20 protein-coding genes are annotated in these 25,542 nt (G+C 45.2%); 16 read left to right on the top strand and 4 right to left on the bottom strand.

Translation table 11 applies throughout. The features are described from left to right. The first annotated feature begins 87 nt into the window (after positions 1 to 87). From abc-f to NST38_RS29010, 6 genes are all read left to right on the top strand, one after another. A complete protein-coding gene (gene abc-f, locus NST38_RS29035) occupies positions 88 to 2,169 on the top strand; it encodes a ribosomal protection-like ABC-F family protein (protein ID WP_076251855.1) in 2,082 nt (693 codons plus the stop codon). Between the two features lie 393 nt (positions 2,170 to 2,562). Then, a complete protein-coding gene (locus NST38_RS29030; RefSeq protein ID WP_083684547.1) occupies positions 2,563 to 3,030 on the top strand; it encodes a hypothetical protein in 468 nt (155 codons plus the stop codon). Next, on the top strand, positions 3,030 to 3,314 hold the full coding sequence (locus tag NST38_RS29025) for a hypothetical protein (protein WP_036671603.1): 285 nt from the start codon (positions 3,030 to 3,032) through the stop codon (positions 3,312 to 3,314). Before NST38_RS29030 ends, NST38_RS29025 begins: the two co-directional genes overlap by 1 nt. Positions 3,315 to 3,318: 4 nt before the next feature. Beyond that, complete coding sequence (locus NST38_RS29020; RefSeq protein ID WP_341344247.1) at positions 3,319 to 4,722, top strand: glutathionylspermidine synthase family protein; 1,404 nt, start codon at positions 3,319 to 3,321, stop codon at positions 4,720 to 4,722. Beyond that, the gene (locus NST38_RS29015; RefSeq protein ID WP_076251851.1) at positions 4,704 to 5,108 is read left to right on the top strand and encodes a DUF350 domain-containing protein; all 405 of its coding nucleotides are present in this window, start codon (positions 4,704 to 4,706) and stop codon (positions 5,106 to 5,108) included. Before NST38_RS29020 ends, NST38_RS29015 begins: the two co-directional genes overlap by 19 nt. Before the next feature lie 58 nt (positions 5,109 to 5,166). Next, entirely contained in the window at positions 5,167 to 6,114 is a 948-nt protein-coding gene (locus NST38_RS29010) for a nucleoside hydrolase (protein ID WP_036671600.1), read from the top strand. Positions 6,115 to 6,192: 78 nt separating this feature from the next. On the opposite strand, the gene NST38_RS29005 is transcribed toward NST38_RS29010, so the two are convergent. After that, the gene (locus NST38_RS29005) at positions 6,193 to 6,660 is read right to left on the bottom strand and encodes a heme-degrading domain-containing protein (protein WP_076252214.1); all 468 of its coding nucleotides are present in this window, start codon (positions 6,658 to 6,660) and stop codon (positions 6,193 to 6,195) included. A 238-nt stretch (positions 6,661 to 6,898) separates the two neighbouring features. On the opposite strand from NST38_RS29005, the gene lspA reads away from it, so the two are divergent. The 10 genes from lspA (at position 6,899) to NST38_RS28955 (ending at position 18,794) form a co-directional block, all read left to right on the top strand. Further along, positions 6,899 to 7,390 carry a signal peptidase II gene (lspA, locus tag NST38_RS29000; RefSeq protein ID WP_036606631.1) on the top strand — a complete coding sequence of 164 codons (492 nt, stop codon included), beginning with the start codon at positions 6,899 to 6,901 and terminating at the stop codon, positions 7,388 to 7,390. A 528-nt stretch (positions 7,391 to 7,918) separates the two neighbouring features. Continuing rightward, positions 7,919 to 9,109, top strand: a complete 1,191-nt coding sequence (locus NST38_RS28995) for an ABC transporter substrate-binding protein (protein ID WP_370511431.1) — start codon at positions 7,919 to 7,921, stop codon at positions 9,107 to 9,109. 24 nt (positions 9,110 to 9,133) lie between these two features. Then, a complete protein-coding gene (locus NST38_RS28990; protein WP_036606633.1) occupies positions 9,134 to 10,000 on the top strand; it encodes a carbohydrate ABC transporter permease in 867 nt (288 codons plus the stop codon). Then, positions 10,000 to 10,827 (top strand): carbohydrate ABC transporter permease, encoded by an 828-nt coding sequence (locus NST38_RS28985; RefSeq protein ID WP_076251848.1) that lies wholly within the window; start codon positions 10,000 to 10,002, stop codon positions 10,825 to 10,827. The genes NST38_RS28990 and NST38_RS28985 overlap by 1 nt, the downstream gene beginning before the upstream one ends. 339 nt (positions 10,828 to 11,166) lie before the next feature. Next, positions 11,167 to 12,930, top strand: a complete 1,764-nt coding sequence (locus NST38_RS28980) for a cache domain-containing sensor histidine kinase (protein ID WP_083684544.1) — start codon at positions 11,167 to 11,169, stop codon at positions 12,928 to 12,930. Continuing rightward, positions 12,920 to 13,714, top strand: a complete 795-nt coding sequence (locus NST38_RS28975) for a response regulator transcription factor (RefSeq protein ID WP_076251843.1) — start codon at positions 12,920 to 12,922, stop codon at positions 13,712 to 13,714. Before NST38_RS28980 ends, NST38_RS28975 begins: the two co-directional genes overlap by 11 nt. 114 nt (positions 13,715 to 13,828) lie before the next feature. After that, entirely contained in the window at positions 13,829 to 15,148 is a 1,320-nt protein-coding gene (locus tag NST38_RS28970) for an extracellular solute-binding protein (protein ID WP_076251841.1), read from the top strand. A 38-nt stretch (positions 15,149 to 15,186) separates the two neighbouring features. Beyond that, positions 15,187 to 16,068 carry a carbohydrate ABC transporter permease gene (locus NST38_RS28965; RefSeq protein ID WP_036606643.1) on the top strand — a complete coding sequence of 294 codons (882 nt, stop codon included), beginning with the start codon at positions 15,187 to 15,189 and terminating at the stop codon, positions 16,066 to 16,068. Positions 16,069 to 16,284: 216 nt separating this feature from the next. After that, the gene (locus tag NST38_RS28960; protein ID WP_047841074.1) at positions 16,285 to 17,148 is read left to right on the top strand and encodes a carbohydrate ABC transporter permease; all 864 of its coding nucleotides are present in this window, start codon (positions 16,285 to 16,287) and stop codon (positions 17,146 to 17,148) included. Between the two features lie 236 nt (positions 17,149 to 17,384). Then, on the top strand, positions 17,385 to 18,794 hold the full coding sequence (locus NST38_RS28955; RefSeq protein ID WP_076251839.1) for an MATE family efflux transporter: 1,410 nt from the start codon (positions 17,385 to 17,387) through the stop codon (positions 18,792 to 18,794). A 281-nt stretch (positions 18,795 to 19,075) separates the two neighbouring features. Here the strand turns inward: NST38_RS28955 and NST38_RS28950 are convergent, their stop codons facing one another. From NST38_RS28950 to NST38_RS28940, 3 genes are all read right to left on the bottom strand, one after another. Then, a complete protein-coding gene (locus tag NST38_RS28950; protein ID WP_076251837.1) occupies positions 19,076 to 20,458 on the bottom strand; it encodes a lanthionine synthetase C family protein in 1,383 nt (460 codons plus the stop codon). After that, on the bottom strand, positions 20,455 to 22,242 hold the full coding sequence (locus NST38_RS28945; RefSeq protein WP_180361727.1) for an ABC transporter ATP-binding protein: 1,788 nt from the start codon (positions 22,240 to 22,242) through the stop codon (positions 20,455 to 20,457). The genes NST38_RS28950 and NST38_RS28945 overlap by 4 nt, the downstream gene beginning before the upstream one ends. A gap of 72 nt (positions 22,243 to 22,314) precedes the next feature. Then, entirely contained in the window at positions 22,315 to 25,524 is a 3,210-nt protein-coding gene (locus NST38_RS28940; RefSeq protein ID WP_083684541.1) for a lantibiotic dehydratase, read from the bottom strand. Positions 25,525 to 25,542: the final 18 nt, after the last annotated feature.

The raw sequence follows: 25,542 nt of genomic DNA, 5'->3' as shown, positions 1-25,542 counted from the left end.
TGAATTCTGAAGGGCCGCGGAGCTAACCTCCTGCGGCTCTTTTTGTGTTGCGGTCAGGATCTTCCATACCATAGGAGGAACCTTATTATGATAATGATTAGCGCGCAACAACTGACTCAATACCACGGAGCACATCTGGTGCTGGACGGCATTACGTTTGAAATTATGGAAGGTGACAAGGTCGCCCTGATTGGCCGCAACGGAAGCGGCAAGACCACACTTATGCGCCTGATGGCAAGACTGAACAAGCCGGATGAAGGGCAATTGATGATCAAGAAAGATACACGAATGGGATATGTGGCTCAGGTTCCAGAAGGATTGGATGACCATACCGTACTGGATGTACTGAGTCTTGGATTCAAGGAGCTTATGATATGTCGCACGCAAATGAAGGAAATGGAGCAACAGATGTCCGATCCGGCATGTGCAGCAGACCCTACTCAATTGGAGCGCCTACTGAAACGCTACGCGGCACTGCAAGACCAGTTCGAGCGTGAGGGTGGATACGAAATGGATGCCCGGATCGATCAGGTGGCGGACGGTTTGGATATCGCCAAGGCACACTATGGTTGGCGCTTTGGTTCCCTGTCTGGTGGGGAGCAGACTCGGGTGGTTCTGGCTTCACAGCTAATCGTAAGACCCGACCTGTTATTGCTGGATGAGCCGACAAACCATCTTGATCTGGAGCGGGTTGAGTGGCTGGAAGGATTTTTACGAGAATATCCCGGCACCATTGTCCTGATCTCGCATGATCGCTATTTTTTGGATCGGGTCGTGAATCGAACACTGGAGCTGGAGGATGGAGAAGCGGAAACATCTGCTGGCGGTTATACGGAATATATGAAAGTGAAGGAACAACGGCTGTTGCAGCAATTCGAGGAGTTCAAGGAGCAGCAGAAGGTTATCAAAAAAATGAAAGAAACGATCCGCCAGTTAGAGGAGTGGGGCCGAGTTGGTGGGAATGAAAAGTTCTTCAGACGGGCGGCTTCTATGCGTAAAGCCATCGAGCGGATGGAACAGGTGAAGCGTCCTGTACTGGAGCGCCGAAATGCCGAGTTCGATGTGCGTCCTACGGATCGAACGGGTAAACGGGTAGCGGTATTGGAACAGGTCGAGAAGAGCTATGGTGAGCGTGAAATCCTGCACGGGGTCTCGGGTCTGCTGGAATATGGAGATAAAATTGCACTCATTGGCCGCAATGGCTCCGGCAAGACGACACTGTTCAAGCTGTTGCTTGGTGACGAGCAGCCCAATGCGGGCAAGCTGGAGTGGGGGGCGCGTGTGGATGTCGGGTATCTGGCTCAACAGGAGGAACCTACGAATCCAAAGCTGAATGTGCTCGAATACTTCCGTCTAGAAGCAGGCGTGGAAGAGGGAGAGGCTCGCGGAATTCTGGCACGATATTTGTTCTATGGAGCGGATGTATTCCGCTCTGTCGGGCAATTATCTGGCGGGGAATGGACGCGTCTGCGTTTGGCTCTGCTGGTGCAACGTAAACCCAATGTACTGTTGCTCGATGAGCCAACCAACCATCTGGATATCGCATCGAGAGAAGCGCTGGAAGAGTCACTGGTTGATTTTGAAGGAACCGTACTTGCCATCTCGCATGATAGGTACTTCGTCAATCGCCTCGCTTCCCGTGTCTGGGAACTGGAGGACGGTCAGATGACCGCTTATCTGGGAGACTATGAGGCGTATCGTGAGAAGAAGCTTGATTTGCAAGCTCGTGCGGCGGCGACAACTCAGGCTACAGCAGGCGTGGGCGTTTCTTCTCGTGGGAACACCAAGTCAGAGATGAAGTCAGGTTTAACGTCCGCGCCCGGCGGGACTGCCAGATCAGGGAAGAAGCCAGGAGCAACCTCGACAATGAACGGATCCACTGTTGTAGCTGCCGGTGGAAGTCATGATCATAAAGCTTCTACTGAATCAGGTAAGGCGTTGACTCCTTCGGCAGCAACTGCATCGAAACATAGAAGTGGCAGTGGCAACCAACAATCTGCGGAGAAGCTGGAACAGACGTTGGCTCGTCTTGAGGCAGAGATTCAGGTGCTGGATCAACAGTTGGAAATGGTGCAGAACAATCCGCTTGAACTGGAACAAATCTGGAATGATCGCGAGCAATTGTCCGCTGAATATAATGATGTATTGGCACAGTGGGCTGAGTTATAAGTCAGAATGGCATGAGCATAAGATTAAAAAAAGTGCGGTCGGAGAGTCTTCTCCGGCCTTTTTGAACTGGATTACATACTAAAAGTAGAAAACAGTATGTTATTTCCTGCTTCGTTAATCGGAGAACGAAGGTAGCCAACATGTTCTTTATTACATGTCATGGTGAATAGAATCAATTTCATAAATCACTAAAAATGAAGTTTTGTAACTACACATAGACAAATTAAACCATTTTGATCTATGTCTAGCCTTGATTTGAAGCAGCTAAAGGTACTATGAAATTGATTCACTAGTGTAACTTTTTTCCTTCTGATGCGTTAAATACGTTTGTATGAATTGAAACGGCTCACCTAAGAGCTCGCAAAAAGGGAGGTTATCGGTATCTATTATTCATTGACGTATCGGAGTTGGTCGGATGATCGACAGGCGGAGACGGGGGTGCTGGAACAGGCTTCAGTCACACGAGATGAACTGTTCATGCGCAAACTGGTGGATGCCACCCTGGTGAAAAACAAACTCTGGGCGCATCTGTCCAATGAATGCCAGGATGGGCGGGAACATGCAGTATACGTGACGGCGTATGACCAACAGATGCCGGACGAGTACGGTGCAGCCATTGCGGATGCTGCGCTGGCGATGTGCAAAATGTCTTCCATGTATAGTGCAGAGTATATGTTGTGGAATGGAAGTTCATTTCAGGAATTGGAACTCACAGTATCCTCCACCTATACGATGGAGCTTGCCGAACAACTGCTGGACCATTACATGGTTCGCGGTGGCAAGACGTATGAGTTCCTGTATTCCGTGCTGGATGCGGATCGCAAGAAAGTGTTGTTTTATATGAAAGAGGTGGATCTGTGATGAGTGACCAAGAGCGGGGGCAAGCATCGAAACCCGGATCAAAAGCAAAGTTGGTTGCTTTCTCCCTGATGCTGGCGGTTCCTGCCGTGTTATCCGGTTGTGGTAGCAACAATGATGAATGTGACCCGGAGTATGATACCGGATGTGAATATGATTCCAGCAGTGGGCACTATTACTACGGTGGGTCGTCGTATCGAAGCAATAAGGACAGTAACAGCTCCTATAGCAAATCCAAGTCCAAATCAAGCGGCTTCGGTAGCTTCTTCCGCAGCTCGGGAGGATAACCGGATGAGGCAAGTGGTTCAACTACCGTTAAGTCACGAAGAGGTATTTCAGGGTGAAACGGAACAACAGATTCCATATCATCGAATGTACGGGAAGCAATATTGTGTGCCTGCATTGACGGTCTATTCTCCCTCGGAGATGCAGGAGCTGCGTGCGGCAGCCGAGGCGGTAGACGGCATTTACTGTAAAGTGATGCGATTTATCCAGCAATATATGCCGGATTCTTTTTTAGAGCATCAGTTGGGTATTCATCCGGGGCTTATCCCGGCGGCACGTATGGAGTTGGTAACTGGAGGCATTACCCGTCAGGACTGGATTATCGGAGAAGCTGGGCCCAAGTGTATTGAAAATAATACGGACACTCCAACGGGCATACCGGAGGCTGCTGCATTGGAAAATATCCTGGTCGGTCTTGCTGAGGATGCCGCGTTAACTGCGCCATCTGCCGAGATGGATACACGTATTCGGGAATGTTTCAAGATGTGGCTGGAATTCTATACAGAGCAGGGATTAAAGGGTCCGGTGACATTCACTTCTTTTGGCGAACATGTCGAAGACCGAACGAATACGGAATACCTGATGAGACGTTGTCAGGAAGCGGGATACGAGGTTTTCTATGCTCCACTTGAGGAACTGGAGATTGTTCCGGGAGAGGCGCTTTACCATAAGGGTCGGGAGATTAATCTACTGTATCGCCTTTATCCACTGGAGTATCTGATCGATGATCGAGATGAGACGACAGGGGTGGAGATTGGGGCTGCGCTGCTTGAACTTGTACGGGAGGGACGACTAGGCCTGATGAATCCGGTTCAGCATGTACTGATGCAGAGCAAAGGTTTCATGGCGGCAATCTGGTCGCTCTACGAGCGGAACGAGCAAACCCCGGAATATTGCGGGTTTACCCTCTTTGATGAAGCAGAGATGGACGTGATCTCCCAATATCTGCTGCCTACCTATTTTTCGACAGAGCCTTTCGAGCTGAACGCCACGCCATATGTAGCGAAGAGTTATTGGGGGCGCGAAGGCAGAGGAACTCTTTTGCTGGATGAAGGAACGGACAATGCCTTTGGAAAGCAGGATAGGGAGCATCCTCTTAATGAGGCGCTGGAATCCAATCTTGCATCTGGGGCAACGGACGAGGATGAAGAAATTACAGCGTATTACGAAAATCAGCCCAAAATCTATCAGCAGCTGGTTCCGATGGAACAGGTTGTGATTGAGACGGAAGCTGGAGTATACAACGGTTATCTGCTTACAGGAGTGTTTGTTATCGGTGGGCGTTTGGCTGGGATACTACCACGGGTCGGGGAGAAAGTAACCGGAGATATGGCCTATTATTGCGCGGCTACGGTTAGTGAACGGATGAATGATGAGGAGGAGAAGAAGGAATGGAAAACTTGGGATTAAACCTCGTGAATGTGGCGGTGGGTGTAGGCATTCTGCTGGTGATATTGGTATGTGGATATTTTGCTTTTAGCAAATTGACCCGGTATAACGATAGTGAGGAAATTGCCAAAGGTAACGAGGCGGCAGGCATGTACATGGGCAGCAAATTGCTGGGACTGTGTATTATTGTGGGCATGGTATCTTTCTCGACGCATTCGTGGTTGGATATGCTGCTGTGGTCGGCGTTTGGAATTATTGTGCTGTGCCTGGTCTATATTATATTTGATTTCCTGATTCCAAAAATGCGGGTGTGTGACGAAATTGCACGAGGCAATATGGCGGTAGCCCAGCTGCTGCGTTCGATTATCATCGGCGTTTCCATCGTCATTGGTACGTTTTTGATGTAAAATAAGACATAGTGTTTTATAGAATGTACTATATGAACGGAAGAAGGAGCGCGGCATCATGAGAAGAGTCATCATCGATACAGATACAGCAGGAGACGATACGATTGCGATCTTGACGGCATTGCATCACTTTCAGGTGGAAGGCATCACCATTACGGGCGGTAACGTACAATTCGACCAGGAGGTTGAAAATGCTCTGTACACGGTACAGGTTGCTGGACATGGCGGCAAGGTGCCTGTGTATAAAGGTTGCGAGCGTCCGCTAATGGCCTACGGAAAGGCTCAGCACCGCACAGTGGAAGATGTGCATGGCGATGACGGCATGGGCGGCGCGCATTTCCCGAAGGCAGATCAGCGTCCCGAGAGCGGGCATGCGGTTGATTTTATCATTGAGAAGGTGCATGCACATCCAGGTGAAATTGAACTTCTGGCGATTGCCCCTTTGACTAATATTGCGATGGCGATCCAGAAGGACCCAACCATTATTCCGGAGATTGCTCACCTGTACATCATGGGCGGAACGAATAATGCACTGGGTAATATCACACCGGCGGCGGAGTATAACTTCTACGTAGACCCAGAAGCAGCGAAAATTGTACTGCATGCAGGTATTCCGATTACGATGGTTGGCTGGGAGATGTGCACGCAATATTCAGTGATGGACGATGACGATCATGCAGAGATTGCAGCTCTCGGTACATCCGGTGCTGACTTCTTCACCGCAATCAACAAAGTGGTTATGCAGTTCAACAAGTCGGTACATAAACTCAATGGCACCACTCATCCGGATACATTGTTGATGGCTGTAGCGGCAGATGAATCCATCATGACCAAGTCGGGTCAATATTATGTGGATGTGGAAGCGGCAGGAGAACTGACACGTGGATACAGTGTGGTTGATATCAACGGACGTTTTGGCAAAGAGCCGAATGTACGTGTCTGTGAAGCCATTGATCGGCCCAAGTTCAAATCCATGCTGCTGGACGTTCTCTCGGCAATCCAATAAACGCAGGAATTTAACTACAGGAAAAAGAAGAAAATCCGTGCCTATCCCAGGTACGGATTTTTTATTGCCCATTTTAATCTAATCTTGCTGCAACAAAAAAGAGCGGATTCCTGTCGTGACCAGATCATGGTCTTCCTCATCAGGCAAACCCGATACTGTAATGGTGCCGACCTGTCCCTCATTTTTCAGAATAAGCGGGAAAGCGCCACCAGCCAGAACATAGTCAGATGCAGGCAGGTTGAAATCCTGCTCAAGCGTCTTGTTTTCGCTTCTCAACCGCAGAGCGGTATGCCAAGAGCTGGAAGAGAAATGATTCACCACGTTGTTTTTGCGTCGAATCCAGTTTTCGTTGTCGGGATGAGTGCCTTCCATCGCATGCAAAAAGAGGCGATGCCCCTTCAGAGTAATGTCGATGGTCACGGCTTGGGAACGATGCTTCGCTTCTTCGACCAGATGCAGGCCAAGGTTAAGCGCCGTTTCAGAATAAAATTTGCCAAATACCAAGTCCTTTTCTTCCTGCTGCATTTCCTTTAATTTCTCTGTCATGATCAGGTTCAAATTACAGACATCCCCTTTACGTATATGATTGATGTCTACATTCGACATGGATTGGTGTAGTCCCTTCTGGATGCAGTCTGAACGATGTTAGTCGACGTTATAGACGTGGTTGAAGATGGCTCATTTGGAGACCGTACATCGGCTGTGTTAAAGTGAAGGGAACCTAATATACATAACTCTTAAAGTTAAAATAAGTTATTGCTACGTAGGCAGGAGGAGAAGCACGATGCTGTTTTATTTTGTAGCACTGCTGGTGACTTTGGTGGACCAGGGAACCAAGATTGCAGTGAGGATGTATATGGAAGTTGGCGACGTCATGAGACTGGGTAACTCGGGCATGCAGTTACAGCATTACGAGAACAGTGGAATGGCGGGCAGCATGTTTCAGGGAAATGCGCGTCTGTTTGGTGTGATTGCTGTTCTGTTCATAGCAGGCATGCTGTATTACCGGAGTAAAGGTGAGATTCGCGGTTTCTGGATGCAAGCTGGCGCGGGTTTTATGGTCGGTGGGGCTTTAGGGAATGCGATCGATCGATTTATCTATGCCCGGGTAACGGATTTCCTCGTATTTCCGTCAGGACGCGGGATTTTGAATCTCGCTGATGTCGCAATTAACATCGGTGTGGTCATGATTATCATTGGCATGTTGATTCGTGCATATCAGAGTTATCGGGCCAAGCGTTTACGTAATGCTTTGCCGAAAGCAGAACGTTCGTAATAGGTTGGATAAAAGCGTTACAGTGGCTGAATATAAGCTGAAAAAATGAGGGACATTGGATATTATCCAGTGTCCTTTTTGTTATGCCCAATTCGGGTCATGGGAAGAACTGCCTTGATTCATTTTTATCGAAACCGTTTTAGAAATAATAAAGACGTATATTATCCATTCAGATTGAAGTCGGTTTGGAAGGATTAACCAAATGGTTATTTCACCATTTGTATGGGTAAATCTTTACGTATATAAAGTGAAACTAAGATATACACGAACACGGAGAGTGCAGAACCAATCTGAAGAAGCGCAGCTAAAAGCTTTCTGAAAGAAAGCTGCTTCGAAAGCATACGCTAAAATCGGATTTTCCCTTTGAGGAAGGGAATCAAAAAAATCTGGGGATAACAACGATCGGAAGACGGTACTGCAATCGGAGTGACACTGTGTAAATCACATTAGTTCAATTTATTAAGCTGAGGGAGGTACAACATGAGAACAACGCTTACCAAGGCTCTCGGGACAATGTTGCTGTGTGGAATGATGGCTGTACTTCTATCTTCCTGTACCAGTGGGGATAGCGCGAATGGCAAAGTGCAGATTGAATTTTTCCAGAACAAGCCTGAAGCCAAAACAACCTTTGATGAATTGATCAAGACGTTCAACGCTGAGCATGACGATATCCAAGTGACACAGGTGAATCCGCCAGATGCGGAGACAGTACTGAAGACGCGTGTCGTCAAAAATGATATACCGGATATTATGGCCATGGGTGCAACCGACACCTATTCCATTCTGGCTCAGAGTGATATTTTCACCGATCTGACGGACAGCTCATTACTCCAGACGATTGATCCGAACTACATACAAATGCTGAAGGATCTCACAGGTATGGACGAAGTGACAGGTATTCCTTACGCGACTAATGCAAACGGCATCATGTACAACAAAACGCTGTTTAAGGAAATGGGATTGGACGTGCCCAAGACGTGGGATGAACTCATTGCAACCGCTCAAAAGATTAAGGATGCAGGTGAGATTCCATTTTATTTCACATACAAGGATGACTGGCAGACGAGCCTGCCGTTCAATGCACTAGCCTCCAATCTGGTTGGTATTGATTTCTACCAAGAGCGACGCGATAACAAAGTGACGTTCAAGGAGAAGTACCGCGAGGTAGCTGAGAAGCAACTGGAACTCATGAAATACGGTCACGGCGATAACTTTGGTAAAGCTTATTCGGACGGTAACCGTGCCTTTGCTAACGGTGAAGCCTTTATGTACATCCAGGGAACCTGGGCCATCTCGGAGATTCGCAAAGCGAACCCAAATGTTGACATCGGTTTCTTCCCATTCCCAACAGGCAACGATGCAAGCGGGATCAAGCTGGTGAACGGGATTGACTCCCTGTTTACCATTGCGGCGGACACGCCTAATCGCGAGCAGGCGGAGACGTTTATTGCGTTTCTATTAGAGCCTGAAAATATCGGAAGATACATTGACGAACAGACGCTGTTCTCTGCGGTAGAAGGCGTGAAGCAGGATGATCCTGCCGTACAGGAATTGATGCCATATATCGAGCAGGGCAAGGTTATTGACTTTCCCGATCACTATATTCCGGCTGCGGTGCAGCTGAATTCCATCGTACAGTCCTTTTTGCAGAACCAAAACATCGACAACTATCTAGATACACTCGACAAAGAATGGGACAAGGTTGCTAATCGGCGCTAAGCCTTGTCAGAAGGAGGATGGAGTATGAACAAGCGTATCGCACCCTATTACTGGATGACGGTTCCGGCGGTAGTATTGTTCTTTGTATTTATGACGCTGCCGGCCCTCCAGGGCATCTATTATTCATTTACGAATTATAACGGATTCGGGAAAGAGTATGATTTTGTTGGTTTCAAAAACTATTTCAACTTGTTCCAGGATGACAATGTAGGCAACGCCTACTGGTTTACGTTCAAGTTCGCGATCGTTGTGACGATCTTGACCAATATTCTGAGTCTACTCATTGCACTCGGGCTGAATGCCAAGATTAAGTTCCGTAACTTTTTCCGCGGCATCTACTTCCTGCCCAATATTCTGAGTGTACTGATCGTAGGTTACATATTTAACTACCTGTTCTCCAACGTATTCCCGATCTGGGGACAAAATCTGGGCATCAACGCGCTATCCACCAACATTCTCGGCAGCGAGAGTCTGGCTTGGATCGGTATCGTCATTGTTGCAGTATGGCAATCGGTGGCCCTGAATACAATTCTGTATTTGGCTGGTCTGCAAACGATACCAACGACACTATACGAGGCATCCAACCTCGACGGCGCAGGCAAATGGCGTGAATTCTGGAGTATTACCTTCCCGCTCATTGCTCCATTCTTCACCATTAATATGGTGCTGGCGATGAAAAATTCACTTATGGTCTTCGACCAAATCGTAGCCTTGACCAACGGTGGTCCCGGACGGGCGACGCAGTCCATCTCCCATCTGATCTACACCGGTGGATTTGAAGGCGGCGAATATGCATATCAATCTGCGAACTCGGTTATTTACTTCATCGTTATTGCGGTGATTTCAATCCTGCAAATCCGGTTCCTGCAAAGAAGGGAGATGGATCTGTAATGAGAAGCCGTACACGAATCAATTGGCCCGTTATGTTGCTTGTTGTGTTGGGTACCTTGTTTATCCTGTTCCCATTGTATATGACCGTTACGATTGCTTTGAAAAATCCGGAACAGATGGCCCAATCGGTCTTTGCCATTCCGACCACACTTCATTGGGAGAATTTTGCGAGGGCCATCGACATGACAAACTTCTTCCAATCGTTCCGTAACAGTGCGATCGTTACCGCATCCACCGTGCTTTTGACGTTGCTCAGTAACTCGATGGTGGCCTATGCGATTGCGCGGAATATGGAGAAACGCAAGTTTTTCAAAGGATTGTACTATTACTTCGTCAGCGCGATGTTCATTCCATTTCCAATCATCATGCTGCCGATTGTTAAGCTGACCGCATCGCTGGAGATGACAAATCTGGTAGGTCTGATTCTGCTTCACACGGTCTATGGTCTGGCATTTAACGTATTTGTGTACGTTGGATACATCCGGTCCATTCCGGTAGCGCTGGAGGAAGCGGCGTTTGTGGATGGGGCGACAACTTGGGGCACGTTCTGGAAAATCATTTTCCCGCTCATGGCACCCATCAGTGCCACGGTTGGTATTCTTACTTGCCTGTCCACGTACAACGACTTCTTGCTGCCACTCATTATTATCAGTGATCCGGGACAGTACACGCTGCCGCTGGTACAGTATGTATTCCAAGGACAGTTCAATACCGAGTTTAACCTTGCGTTTGCATCCTACCTGCTCGCGTTGCTGCCGATGATTATCATCTACCTGTTTGCGCAGAAGTGGATCATCAACGGGGTTACCCAAGGGTCCGTGAAATAACTGAAGATGTGTCACAGAGAAGGATATGTGTGAAGGGATATGAACAAAGAGAGGTGGACTTTAAAAGTCCCCTCTCTTTTTTTGATCCTTGTCATTTAACGTTTGGGAACTATTCGGGAGGATTGATTAACCTGTAAAACTATGCTATTTTTTAGTCGTTAGTTTAATCGATAAACAAAGACTGAGAGAGAAGAAGAGTAAGGTTCATTTCTGCAAGCGCTTTAACGAGAAGAACTGAATACGTAGATAAATCCGGCATCGTTTGTACCCAGTCTTCAAGAGCACGGGCGTAAGGTGGTGGGTTCTTTTACATGCCAAAAAGAGAGGAGAATGGGGAAGTTGCACGGGAAAAAAGGACATTTTAACTCACTTCGCAATCAGATCTTCATTGGTTTTGTTATGGTGATGCTTGTTGTTCTTTTGCTCGCAGGCATATCGGCCTATGATCGGGTAGCTGCCCTGCTGAAAAGCAATGCGGAGAAACATATTCATCAAACCGCTGTCCAAGCCAGTGGCAGATTGGATGCACTCATTGCACAAGTGAATTCGCTGACCGCCCAAGTGGCGGATGATTCATACGTGCAGCGTCTGCTTAGCGATGAGAAGCAAGGCAACCCGGCAACCTTTAATCAGCGCCAAGCTCTCTTGCAGATTGCAGGCAGTTATCAGTCTTTCATCAACGGAGCGCAGAGTATGGAGATATACACCACGGGTTATAACCGCATCTTTCCGATGGATGACCGATCCCTCGATCTCAGAGTGGAGCGCAACTGGATCAACCTGGCGGATGAAGGAAAAGGCAGACTGGTATGGGCAGGTGCTGACCCTGAAGATCCGGGTGTGCTTCTAGCTATTCGACGGATTAACCTGCTGGATCATTCTTTTGAACATGGAGGTTATGTGGTGGTGCGGATGCAGCGCAGTTTTTTTCAACTCAATGATTCGAATGGGGCAGATGGTTCGCAGGACTCTATCATGCTCTTGGATGGGGTGGGCGAAGTGGTGACTTCCGATCTGGAGATCAATCTCGATCCCAAAGCCATATTGGACAGTGGATCAGTCGTGCAGAACGGGGAGGAATCCTATATCGTCGTCCGGCAAAAATCGGAGTTAACGGGATGGACACTTGCTGTCCTGACCCCGCTGCGGGAGACAACGGAAGGTGTATCCATCTTGAGAACGGCGCTGCTCGTTTCGGGAATGATTGGTGTTGTTCTGTTCCTTATCATGTCCTTCTTTCTGTCCACGATGATTACACGTCCACTCATACGGCTGATGCGGGCCATGCGCAGTGCACAGCCGGGAGCAATGAGACCTAATCTAATGGTCAGCTCTACGATGGAGATCAATGAACTCAACGACGTATATAACCAGATGGTCTACAGGCAGAATGAATTGACCCGTGTGGTTCATGAGAAGGAAGTCATGCAGTCCCGGGCTGAGCTGAAGGCGTTGCAATCTCAGATTAATCCCCATTTTCTATTCAACACGCTGGAGGCATTCTATTGGTCCCTTGAGGAAAAGGGAGACGAGGAGATGGCACGTATGGTTGTGGCGATGTCCCGACTATTTCGCTACATCATCTCCAGTTCGCAACAGGATGAATGGGTTACAATTGCCGACGAGCTGGAACACGCTGAACGTTATCTTCAAATTATGCAGATGCGATTGGGAGATAGAATGCAATGGGAGATTCAGCTCAGTGATACGGTGCTTAAGGTCACAATTCCGAAATTGCTCATACAGCCCTTGGTGGAAAATGCGATTCTCCATGGGATTGAAAGTAAACTGGGACCGGGAAAGATAAGCATCCATGTGGATGCTTTGACCGAGAAAAATCTGGTTCGCATTGAGGTCCGGGATGATGGTCCCGGTATGGATGAATTACGGCTTCAATCTGTCATTCATGCTTTACATGGCGGGCCGGCTGTGTCCAAGAAGGGGACAGGTGTAGGTCTAATCAACGTACATCGGCGACTGATGCTTTACTTTGGCAGCCAACTTGGCGAACGTTGCAAGCTTTCCATAACAAGTAAGGTTGGGGAAGGAACTGTCATTTGCTTTGAGATTCCCATGGGAACGGAGGGTGCATATGATTCATGACAAAACAATTCTTATCGTGGATGATGAGCCGCGTACAAGAGAGGGTATTCGCAAAACACTGGAAGGATGGTCGGCAGGACGAAATCACATTCAGACTGCAGAAAGTGGCGTCGAGGCAGTGGAATGGCTCAAGAAAAAGCCGGCAGATCTGTTAATAACGGATGTTCGCATGCCGGAATTCTCTGGCTTGTCTCTGATTGAAGCCATTCAACATTTTTCGAACAAGCCTGTTGTCCTGATTATGTCGGGGCATGCCGATTTTCAGTACGCCCAGCAGGCCATTAAGCTGGGTGTTGTGGAGTATATGTTGAAACCGATTGATAAGGAACAATTGCTGCAGACCGTCGAAAAAGCCCTAAAGTTCAGCGAACAACAGCGACGTATTCAAACGATGCAAGAAATGGTTGACCCCAAGCTGCTGGATGTTAAGGAGCGAGGGGAACAAAGGCTAAATAGCCAGATCAGTGAAGCTTTGGCCTATGTGGATGCCCATCTGGGTGAACATGTGACCATGCGTGAAATCGCTGATCTACTCCATCTCAACTCCAGTTACTTCAGCGTATTGTTCAAGGAACAGATCGGCATCAATTTTAGTGAATATCTTACCCGCAAACGCATTCAGCGCGCGAAGGAGTTGCTTGTACAGACAACGATGCCCATCTCGGAGATTGCCGAACAGGTGGGTTATCAGACGGATAAGTATTTTATCACAGTATTTAAAAGTCTTGAGGGGCTAAGTCCAAGCAAATATCGGCATTCCCTATCTGAACGAAATAACAAATAACCTCAAAAAAGTGGAGTTTTTCCAAATTACTCTGGTCTTATAGGTGTGATAGGCCCGTGCTACAATTTGGTTAAAGCGGTTACATTAACCGAAAAAACCAAGGGGGTTGGAATAATGAGCAAAAAGACGATGGCCATTCTTCTGTCATGGACGCTGGTTCTCGCCGTAATTTTATCCGGATGTAACAGTTCAAGTTCGGATGAAGAGGGTGAATCAGGCAGCAACGGCACAGATGGGAAAGTAACCCTCAAGTTTATGCACCTCTGGCCAGCAGGCAGCTCCGCACAGCAAAACAAACTGGTCAACGATATCATCAAGCAGTATCAGACGGATCATCCCAATGTAACCATTAAGCAGGAAGTGCTGGAGAATGAACAATATAAGAACAAATTGAAAATTCTGTCGGCATCCAATGAACTTCCCGATGTTGGTGTAACTTGGGCTGCCGGATTTCTGGACCCTTATGTGAAGGGGAACCTGTTCGCACCGGTCGATGATCTGCTGAGTGACTCTCTGGGCGAGAAATTCATAGCCGGAACAACAGAAGCTTATGCCATAGACGGCAAAACATATGCGTTACCAATCGAGTTGAATATCTCCCCCATTTATTATAACAAAGCCATTTTTGCGAAATATAACTTGCAGCCGCCAGCAACGTACGATGAATTCCTGAGTGTGCTGAAGACATTGACAGAGAACGGTGAGGTTCCTATCGCACTGGGCAATAAAGACCGCTGGACCGGCTCACTCTGGTATATGTATCTGGCGAATCGGTTAGGTGGAGATGCACTGGAAAAGGCGATCAATGGCTCTGGCAAGTTTGATGATCCTGCGCTGACTCAAGCTGCTGCCGAGGTACAAAAACTGGTGGATATGAATGCCTTCAACAAAGGTTTCAACGGGTTGTCTAACGATGAGGGTAAATCCGAATTCATGAACGAAAAAGCTGCCATGTACCTGATGGGTACCTGGGAACTGCCAAACTTCACGACTAACCCGGACATCCCGCAGGAATTTAAGGACAAGATCGGATTTTTCAAATTCCCAACAATGGAAGATGGCAAGAGCGATATTAACAGCTGGGTAGGTGGTCCAGGCGTAGGACTGTTCGTGGCCCAGAACTCCAAAGTGAAGGAAGAAGCGCAGAAGTTTGTGCAATACTTTGTGGAAAAATGGGGTGAAAGTTCTGTAACTGAAGCAGGCGTCATCCCGGCTACCAAAGTGGATACAGCTGCAGTACAGCTGCCACAGCTTTACATTGACCTGCTCAACGAATTGAATCAGGCCAGCAGCCTTACACTCTTTGCAGATGTACAGATGAAACCGGCAGCCGCTCAGGCCCATCTCGACATGATTCAGGCGTTGTTTGGCAAAGCGGTAACACCGGAGGACTTTGTGAAGAATCATCAGGCTGCAATTGATAAAGGCAATTGACGTACACACGTTTGAACGCTTGAAGGGAGGATAATGTGATGGACAAAGTCATGTCCAACCGTCTCGTTGCTGCGTTGTACGTGCTTCCTGCACTGCTTCTGCTGCTGGTCTTGGTTTACATCCCGATCGTGCTCACCGGGTATTATGGGTTGATGCAATGGGACGGGATCGGTGCAATGACCTTTATTGGATTGGATAATTACGCCAGACTTCTTCAAGACGGAACATTCTGGCAGAGTGCGAACCATACCTTTTTGCTTGCTTTGTTCTCTGCGCTGAGTCTGATCGGTTATCTGATGATCGCTTTGGTGCTGTCAGGCAAGATCAAGGGGGCCAATCTGTTCCGCAAAATATATTTGATCCCGATGCTGCTGTCTTCGGTCGCGATCGCTCAGTTATGGCTGAAGATCTACCATCCCAGCAATGGTGTGCTGAACACCTTTCTGGAAGCGATCGGCTTCAGCAATCCGCCAGCTTGGCTGGCGGAGCCATCACTGGTGCTGTATGCATTGTTCGTACCGATTCTATGGCAGTATGCAGGCTTCTATATTTTGATCTATTATGCGGCCCTCAAAAATATTCCGGAATCTCTGGTGGAAGCAGCCCGGATTGATGGGGCAAGTCCTTGGCAGATCGCTTTTCGAATCAAGCTGCCCCTTATTACAGAAGTCATCAAGGTGACTGTGGTACTGGCAGTGGTGGGCTCACTCAAGTATTTTGACCTCATCTACGTGATGACCGATGGCGGACCAAATGGCTCCAGCGAAGTGATGGCCTCCTATATGTATCGTCAGGCGTTCCGTAGCTTCGACTTTGGTTACGGCAGTGCTGTAGGGTTCTTCCTGCTCTTGATCTGTCTGCTTGTTACCTGGCTGCTTCGTAAAGCGACAGCATCCAAAGATACGATCCAGTATTCCTGACGCTAGTTCGTGTCTGAAAACTCGCTGAAGTGCATCTTTTACCGCCTTTTCGCCCCCTGCTGCGTCACTTTCCCTTGACGTGCCCCGGCACGCCTGCGGAAAATTTCCTTGCTTGGAACGAAAATTCGGCAAAATCTGCCACCTTCGGAGTTTCCAGACACGCCCTAGTGAAATGAAAGGAGGTCCATCCCGGTGAAGACGGATACGGCCGTTAGATTGCCAACTTACCCGGGGACAAGCCGAGGTTCGGCATGGTTAAGGAGATTTGGCTATATTCTGCTGTATTTCCTCTTGTCCTTGGTAGCTTTGCTGCAAATTTTACCTTTGGTATGGCTGCTGTTATTTTCGCTTAAAAATAATCAGGAAGTATTCGACATGGCGCCTTTTTCCCTTCCTGCTACTCCGCGTTGGGAAAACTATGTCAAGGTATGGACAGAGGGAAATATCAGCTTGTACTTCTTCAACAGTGTATGGATTACGGTGGTCTCGGTGGTGGTCACTGTGCTGTTTGCCAGCCTGGTGACCTTTGCCATTACACGTATGCGCTGGAAGGGTCGTTCGCTGGTGCTGGGGCTATTTATGGTGGGTCTGATGATCCCTGTACACTCCACGTTGATCCCGCTGTTCAGCTTGTTCCTGAAGCTTCATCTCACAGATCATCCTTTGTCAGTCATCCTGTCTTATATTGCCTTTAATATGCCAATTACCATTATGATTCTACTTGGATTCTACTACGCGCTCCCCCGGGAAGTGGAAGAAGCCGCAGTGATGGATGGTTGCTCCGTGCATCGGATTTTCTTTCGGATTGTGCTGCCGATGACGTCTTCGGTCATTTCCACAACGGCGATCATTAACATGATCTATAACTGGAATGAATTCATCTTTGTTAATACGTTCATCAGTACAGATTCGTACAAAACCCTGACTGTTGGGGTACAGAACTTTATTGGACAATACACAACGGATTGGGGAGCCATTGGTGCAACGCTGATGATTAGCATTATGCCAATCCTGATTGCTTTTCTCATCTTGAGTAATCGAATTGTGGAGGGCATTGCTGCGGGTTCTGTTAAAGGTTAAAAGGTTAAGGGTCCAAGGTCCTTCCATTACTTGCTTAAAAGCGAGTTGGGAGGGGCCTTTTTTGTCTTCTGAAACCTCGGATAAGCTTACGGAAATGGGGCTTTATGAAAGCAGTGAAAATACCTATTTATGGAATTGCAAAAAACTTTCAACTATTTTCGCAAAACTACTGCATTTTCAAACCACCTGTGCTAACATACCCTAAGAATTAAAGCCCACATGGGAAAGGTGAGAAAATGACAGCAATATCCTCAACCAAAGAGTCCCTTCGTTCTGATGCCAAGGATCTGAATCTGATTCGACTTACATGGCCTATTTTCTTGGAACTCTTCTTATTTATGTTGATGGGGAGCGTGGATACGCTCATGCTCAGCTCGGTATCCGATAATGCGGTCTCCGGCGTTGGAGCAGCCAATCAGATTATTTCTATCGCTATCCTTGTATTGGAAGTCATTGGACATGGTGCTGCGATTGTAGTCGCACAATATATCGGATCCAAAAAGTTAAGTGAAGCAGCACAAGTTACGGGTAATGCGATCACACTGAATCTTATCGTAGGTCTGGTCCTGAGTGGAATCTTCCTTCTGTTCGGAGGACATTTGTTATCACTCCTGAACATTCAAGGCGAAATTTATGATTTTGCCCGTTCGTATATAAATATCGTCGGTGGCGGTATCTTCCTCCAGGCGCTCATTAATGCGCTGGCTGCGACGATTCGTACACATGGTTACACCAAAGAAACGATGTATGTTGCTGTATTCATGAACGTGATTCACGTTGTTGGTAACTATGCATTGATCTTTGGACACTTCGGCCTGCCGAAGCTTGGGGTGGAAGGGGCAGCGATCTCCACGGTGGGAAGCCGGTTTATCTGCCTGCTGATCTTCTTCTGGTTGTTGTATCGTGTGAGCGAGGTGCGGGTGGATTTTGAATACTACATTAAGTTGTCCAAGAAATTCATTGGCAAAATTCTGCGGATTGGCATTCCGTCTGCGATGGAATCGATGGTATATCATTCCTGCCAGCTCGTGTTCACGCTGTATGTGACCTATCTGGGCGCAGAAGCTATGGCAACCAAGCAGTATGCGGGTAATATCTCCAGCTATATCTACTTGTTCAGTATGGCAATTGGTATGGGGACATCGATCATTGTAGGTCGGCTTGTGGGTGCGCGGCGCAAAGACGATGCGTACAAACGTGTTTTTGACAGTGTAAAATGGGCCCTTCTGGCCACGGTTATCATTGATGTAATCATCATTTTTTTCCGTGTGCCGCTGATGAGCATATTTACGGATAATCCGGAAATTATCAAGCTGGGGGCTCAAGTGATTTTACTCAGTCTTTTGCTCGAAACCGGGCGTACCTGCAATATAGTGATCATTGGTTCCCTGCGTGCGGCAGGGGATGCAAAGTTCCCGGTGTACATGGGTCTGATCTCCATGGTCTGCATGAGTCTGCCATTGGGGTACCTGCTCATATTCAAGCTTCATCTGGGGCTCGCTGGTGTGTGGCTTGCCATTGCGGCGGATGAGTGGACCCGCGCGGTCATTATGTACTTCCGCTGGAAGAGTAGAGCTTGGGAGAAACATGAACTGGTGGAGCATGATGATGAAGAGACCGTTCCTCAGACTGTTCCTGCCGTTTAGGACAGCGAACACTAAAATTATCGATCAATCATCACTGAGAAAGGGAGCAACGATCCTTTGCTCGTTTTTTTGTTGAGCCAAGGATCAAGCTTCAATTTCCAAAATAATGACCAAAACGCGCAGTGTTACTTCCTATCCGAACAACGGAGAGCCGGTCCCGAGGTAACCGAATAAAGGCCGCTACGTTGCTTGGATAGTAGCGGTAACTAATTGTATTGCAGAGCTTGATGATAATGAATCGTGGATGCGTCTAGGGTCAGTAAATGATCGTTTTTTTTAATTTATTTTATCAATAATACTTGATCCCATTCAGGACTTTTATCCGATAATAATGATGCCAAGACCAGAGAGACCCCAGCTGCTCCGTTTAAAAGGCCTGCTTCATCAATATATTGAAGTTTATTATCAATCCAGTTTATGTCGCAATATCCAAATATAGAGTCCGGCTTGTAGAAATCTAGAGTCTTTTCTACAAGGCGGTCACGCATCATTCTTAAACGTTCTTCTCCGGTTTCAGAGTACATCCGTTGGATGAGTAGAAGCCAACCTGAAAGGCCATGACAAACGGTTGGTGAGATTAGCCCTCCGTCCATCTCTATGCGTTTTTCCATATCCAGATATGATTCAAGTGCAAGATTAGATAATTCTTTATTTTCCAAAGCATTGCCTGCCAACCATATTGCACGTGCAATTCCAGGAGTTCCGTAGCACCACGAATCTCTTGGATGCATTTTATTTTCAACATGCAGATGACCTAATTTCCATTCTTCATAAGAAACCCTGCCAGGCCAGTATATTCCATCTTCACCATTGACCTTCCACTGAACAAGCCAATCAGTTAGTTTACTTAATTGATCCTTAAAGGGTTCGGCAGGTAGTCCTTTAAGGATCGCAATGCTCATAAGTGCAATGGGCCCTGCTATTCCATGGGAAAGTCCTAAATTGAAGTTTCCAGAAGGATACTGATTTGTCTCACTAGCATGAAATTGGCTCCGAGCAGAAATATGCCATCCTGGGACGGTTTCTTCTCCTATTTCCTTTTTTGCACAATATAATTTGAACCAATTTACAATCTGTTCCCATACCTTTTTCATTCCCGGGCGATCATAATATGATAAAATAACTCTTCCAAGCCCACTTAGACCAAGAATCGTATCATAATCTCCTATTTTTAAATCAGTACTTCCCCAATTTTCAACTAGTTCATCAACTTTTTTAATTGCTAGTTCTTCCATCCAAGTTGCAATACCTTCTGTCATTGACTGGTAACGGGTGCCTCTCCGGGATAGGGAACGTATGGCCATTAGAACACCAGGCAATCCGCCGTATAATGACAAATCATGCAACCCCGTTTGTTCAAGCTTATTCTGCAATTCCTTTAAATACTGATGCCCTACATAATCCCAACCAGCATCCGGTTGGAGATAATCCAATTCACCCATTAATAGACAAATTCCGGAATGTCCGTTACTTAGACTTTCTTCCGTCCACCGTTCTACTTCGAATCCATCAACTGCTAATATAGAATTTTGAGATTTCATTGAAATTTCGCTTGGAGTTTTATATCTGTTTGCAACAGACGCCAAAGTGCTTGCAACGTTGTTTCTTAAGTCGCCTTCTAAGCCCAACCATCTATCCAGATTAGGGTTTATTACAATACTCAATGCTGATATACCTCCTCAATGTTGTTTTCCTGAAAGGTCTTAGCTTGTATACGATACATCTCTGCATACGTACCATTATCATTAAGCAATTTCTCGTGTGTTCCCTGTTCGATAATCTCACCGTTCTCCATGACAATTATTTGATGAGCAAGGCGTGCAGAAGATAGCCGATGCGTAATGAATACACCGATCTTATCTTTCATTAAATCAAGAAATAACTCCAACAAATCTCGTTCTGCAACCGGGTCCAAAAACGCGCTAGGTTCATCTAAAATGTATAAATCGGCATTACGCATGAAAGCTCTGGCTATGGCTAACCTCTGCCATTGACCACCAGATAATTGCTGACCTTCTTCAAACCATTTACCCAACTGCGTATCAAGGCCTTGGGGCAAAGAATGGATTACATCATCAATAGATGCGTACTTGGCTGCATTTAGTATCATTTCGTCTTGGTCCAACTGATCCAATGAACCAAAACCTATGTTGCTTCTGGCGGACATTTCATAATGAACGAAATCTTGAAAAACAGTACCGATTTTTTTTTGATACATATTCAGATCATAATCGGTTATGTTTTTTCCGTTTATGATAATTTCACCTTCGTAATTGTCATAAAGTTGCATTAATACTTTCATTAACGTTGTTTTTCCCGATCCGTTTTTCCCAACTATTGCTATGGTCTGCCCCCTTCGTAACGATAAGGAAATGTTCTTCAACGCTATCTTGTCATTCCCAGTGTACTGAAAAGAAACATTCTTGAGTTCTAGGTGTTCTAAGCTAAAATCAGATTTTTTGTTTTGCAGAGAAGATCGAGCAACAGGGTCAGATGTTGGTAACTCAAAGAACAGGAACAATTGCTCCATATAGAGATGATTTTGGGAAAATTGCAATAAACTCCTCATTATGGATTGTATCTGACTTTGTGTAAGTACTATTGCCTGAATATACCCGTACAAACTGCCAATCATCAAGGTACTTAACAAAGTTTCTTGAATGACAAACCAAACCAACCAAAGCATTACTGCAAGCTCGAAAAAATTGTAAATAAATGTGTGTTTAGTTAGCTTTCCTAACATTCTCTTGTCTACTTTATAAAAGCTTTCGAGCAATTCAGAGTAACGGTTGAGTAAATGAGTGCTCAATTGAAAAACCTTAACTTCCTTAACTGCTCGATCATTTGTAAGCAAATGCGTCAGATACCATGATTGACGATATAAAGGGGTCCTTTTCATATAGATATCGAATTGTTGTTTGTTTAATTTGAATAAAGAATACAGTGATGTCAAAGAGACTACGAGAATGATCGGTACAGTCCACCATTTCCATAGAAACAACCAAGTTGAAGATGAAATTACAGTGATAAGACCAGAGATAATACCTGCTAATTGGCTATATAGCTGATATGGCCGAAATGCTGCTTCCTGAGTTGCACGTTTTAATTGATCGTTGATAGACGAATTTTCGAAGTCAGCAAGTCCAAGTTGTGTTGATTTTTTCCCGATCATGATATTCAAAGACTTCGCTAATGATGCTTCTAAATTCCCCTCCACATAGGTTTGTCCTGAATTAATGATTAATTTTACTGCGTACACAATAACAAACAAGATAAAAGGTATGCGTACTAGATCCGCTCCATGCATCAAAGAATATGAAATCCCATTCAACATATTCTGCATTACAACCAAACTAAAAAAGGGAATCAAACCTTGCAGGATATGCAATATTGCACTAATTATGAACAATACTTTATTAGTCTGAAAAATTAGTGAAAATAACTTCATGCTGCTTTTCGCTGAATTCCACATAATGACTCCATTTTCCGTTTATAAATTTTTTGTTTACAAAAAAAAAAATCATATCCTGCTCAAATTTTCTGTTCTTTTTCTTTTATGGTATTGTATCAAGCTGTTCATCGCATGGCGTGTCAATATCATTATTTTCTGTTCCAGCTTTCGATCAGTTCCAACTAGTCGATTCAAGTGCATGTGAATAATGCTAAACACGATGTCATCTTTGCTATTTGTCAATGAAACTTCTGAACGATGTTGCTCCAGCTTTTGATAGTATGTTAAACAGCTGTTTGCTCTTGCTTCGAAAACTGGCAATAATTCTTGTGAAAAGTTTCCTGAAGCAGAGGTTTGGGAAGCATTCAAACAAAAAAAAGTATTAAGCATATCCATATATGTGATGCGTATCTTACGAAAATCTTGAAGGTAATCTTTAACATCAAACTTTTCATTTAAAGTTTCGAAACATTCACTTTTGTTGTACCCTAAATGAGTAAGAAGATGAATTACACTAAGTACACCTATTTGTTCAATCTCAAGCTCACGTCTCTCGAAACGGTTTAGACGAATTAATCCAGCCACCACATAACTATCTTCGGAGAACAGAGATTCTGCTAACTTCATTAACTCAATTCCGCCATATCTTTCTATTTCAGGTTCATAAGTTTCTAAGGTGAATTTTGTTATATAACCATCCTTAAACCACTCGTCACTCCATTTTTGAAATAATTGAGCGAATAGCTGAGATTTATCATTGGATTTAAACTTGAACCTTACCCTAACATGTGGATCAGGATCGGCGTAGCGTATAAAATAAGCTTGTTCTATTAAACCAGTATCTTTAGCTTCGTTCACACATTCCTCCCAATAAAGAGCAAGGAATTCATTTTGTCTGCTATCCAATCCATATAATTTAGCATAAAACCACTCATTGCCAGGAAGATAGATATCTTTCTCTAAACCCCCTCTGTCCGATAGCGTTTTGAAAGGGAAAAGGAATGAACTGCCTTTCGGCATAGCATCATCTATAATGAGTGGAAACACAAATTCAGCAGCTAAACAACCATCACTACGATTGATAGGCGAATTTTCAAATCCACCGACGTGTTCGATTAAATTGATATGTCGTGTTGTTTTTAAATTTTTTAATAATTCATTTAGATGTAGCGGATGGTCCAAATCCAGCAAAATGCGATAATCTGAATCAATTAAATAAACATATCTTGGAACATTCCATTCACTCAAGAATATTAAAACCCAATTTTTTAATTTATCTGCATTAATACTTTCTTTTAGATTACTAATTGGGTAACGAAGACTCCATTTTGCGGGAGACAACACAATTTTTTTGTATTGAATTCGTGGCATAAATGGAGCATGCATCAAATACCCAAAGTCTGGGGCGGACCATTGATCAAATCTCATCAAGCCAACCTCCATCAGGAATCTATAGATGTTCGGCGCATGATGATAATTGAACATATGACCTGCGATTGGAATTACTTCTTTGTTTTGGGATACGGACCTAATATATAACCTTCCTTCTCTCGCACCTACGACAAGATCAGACATAGCTATGATTTGTTCGTTTGGAGTTATCGAACCATGACTAAGCGAAAGTTCATGGTCACGGTAGTTCTTCGTAAGCATTACATTCGCAGATTTACCCGAAGTGGGAAGAAAAGATGTTTCCGCCCACATTACATCAGGGTACAAGTCCTTTTCCTTTTTTGAAATCAGTGTTAAATCTTTTTGGAGATTGGGTTCAAGGATATCTAAAAAACGACCAAAAGTTTTCCCCGCTCCGTTTGAACCAGGATTGGGCGCCAACACCAGTTTGTACTCCCCACGATCAAGACTGTTTTGATCCATCGTGTGAAGGGAAAAATACAATTCCATAGATGGTAACGGTGGCAATTGGGCATCATTGAATTCTTCCAGTTGTTGTATAACGTTTTCATCCAACTCCACTGTATGTTGGCCTTTATGTATTGCAGATACCAACAGTTCCATAAATAATTGTTCCTGTTTCATTTTACCCTGAGAATCCCTGCGCTTTAACGCATATGAGTTCTTACGATTTTCAGGATAACGGTACGTCGCTGGAGCACCCAATCCAAGCTCATCATCAATCAATTCTAAAACGGGGACTTCTTTATGATCGCCATACTTTTCTAAAAAATCTTCTACATACTTTTTCAGGTGCTCTTCTGAATAGTGTGAAAGCATATTAAGTATGTATGCTGCCTCTTCCACGTCCTTGCGAATATGCTCATTGAGTCTGATAGACTGATCTGCAAGTGACAAATCAACTTGCATAGTGGGTGTCTCCATCGGAATTAGATCATTCGTCAGTCTACTAAGTTGTTCGAAAGTCTCTACCCCTTTTCCAACAGCAGTCTCGTTATAAAACATTATTGTTTCGTGAATCTCATACAATTTTTTTCCGATATCATTTACTCCCTGCAGCCCATCCACAAGGCTGAAAACATGGTGGAATGGATCTTTATCTACAGTGGATGGTCGCAGTTCAGTAAGGAGGAACTCTTCTTTTATGAGTTGTTGCAGGTAATTATTGATAATTTCGCGGTCTGTTCCCGGAAACTCCAGCTCCATTTGGTTTAATACCTTGGAAAACTTTTGGGGTGTAGACAAATAATTCATAATCCAGTCAAATACAATGGTCGCCTTAACAGAAATGCTATCATTTGCTCCACTCTTCATTTTCCCATATCTCGTTAAGAAGGGTAGCTTAGCCCTATTACCTTGTTTATATATTAATGCATTTGGGTAAATAGTTAGTTGTTCCAATATCTGTGGATCGTTTTCGAGTTGTTCTATTAGTTTGAGAATCCATCCCATATCAGGTCGTGCTCGTTTACGATAATGAGATATCTCCTTAATATCAAGTTGAGATTCGGCTGAGAACCTTCCAACAGTAATGCCTGAGAATAATCCAAAAGGGGTAGGTCTACTCATCATCCGGATTACATACTTCATTACGCTTGATACAACTTGCGCTTCAGTCACATTAGGCTTATTGTTGAATTCATCAATTTTAGAAAGTGATCTGTATAGGCTAGGGCTTGCAACAAGGATCGCTTCCCTGATCTCAGGTTTACGAGATAGTTTTATCAAATTTTCCAAAGAATAACTAGCAACATTCTCAATAAGAGAATGTTGCTCGGGGAAACAAGAAAAAAATTCATTTAAGGGTAAAACTGGAGTTCTCAACATGAAAAAATCCAGAGTTTTATACGAATAACGTTTCATCATATTCTCCTCCCACTAGAT

It is taken from the genome of Paenibacillus sp. FSL H8-0104 (assembly GCF_038050215.1).
In the GTDB taxonomy this organism is placed as follows: domain Bacteria; phylum Bacillota; class Bacilli; order Paenibacillales; family Paenibacillaceae; genus Paenibacillus; species Paenibacillus amylolyticus.
The sequence above is the reverse complement of the archived record's forward strand: the minus strand, read 5'-3'. Positions and strand labels throughout refer to the sequence as shown.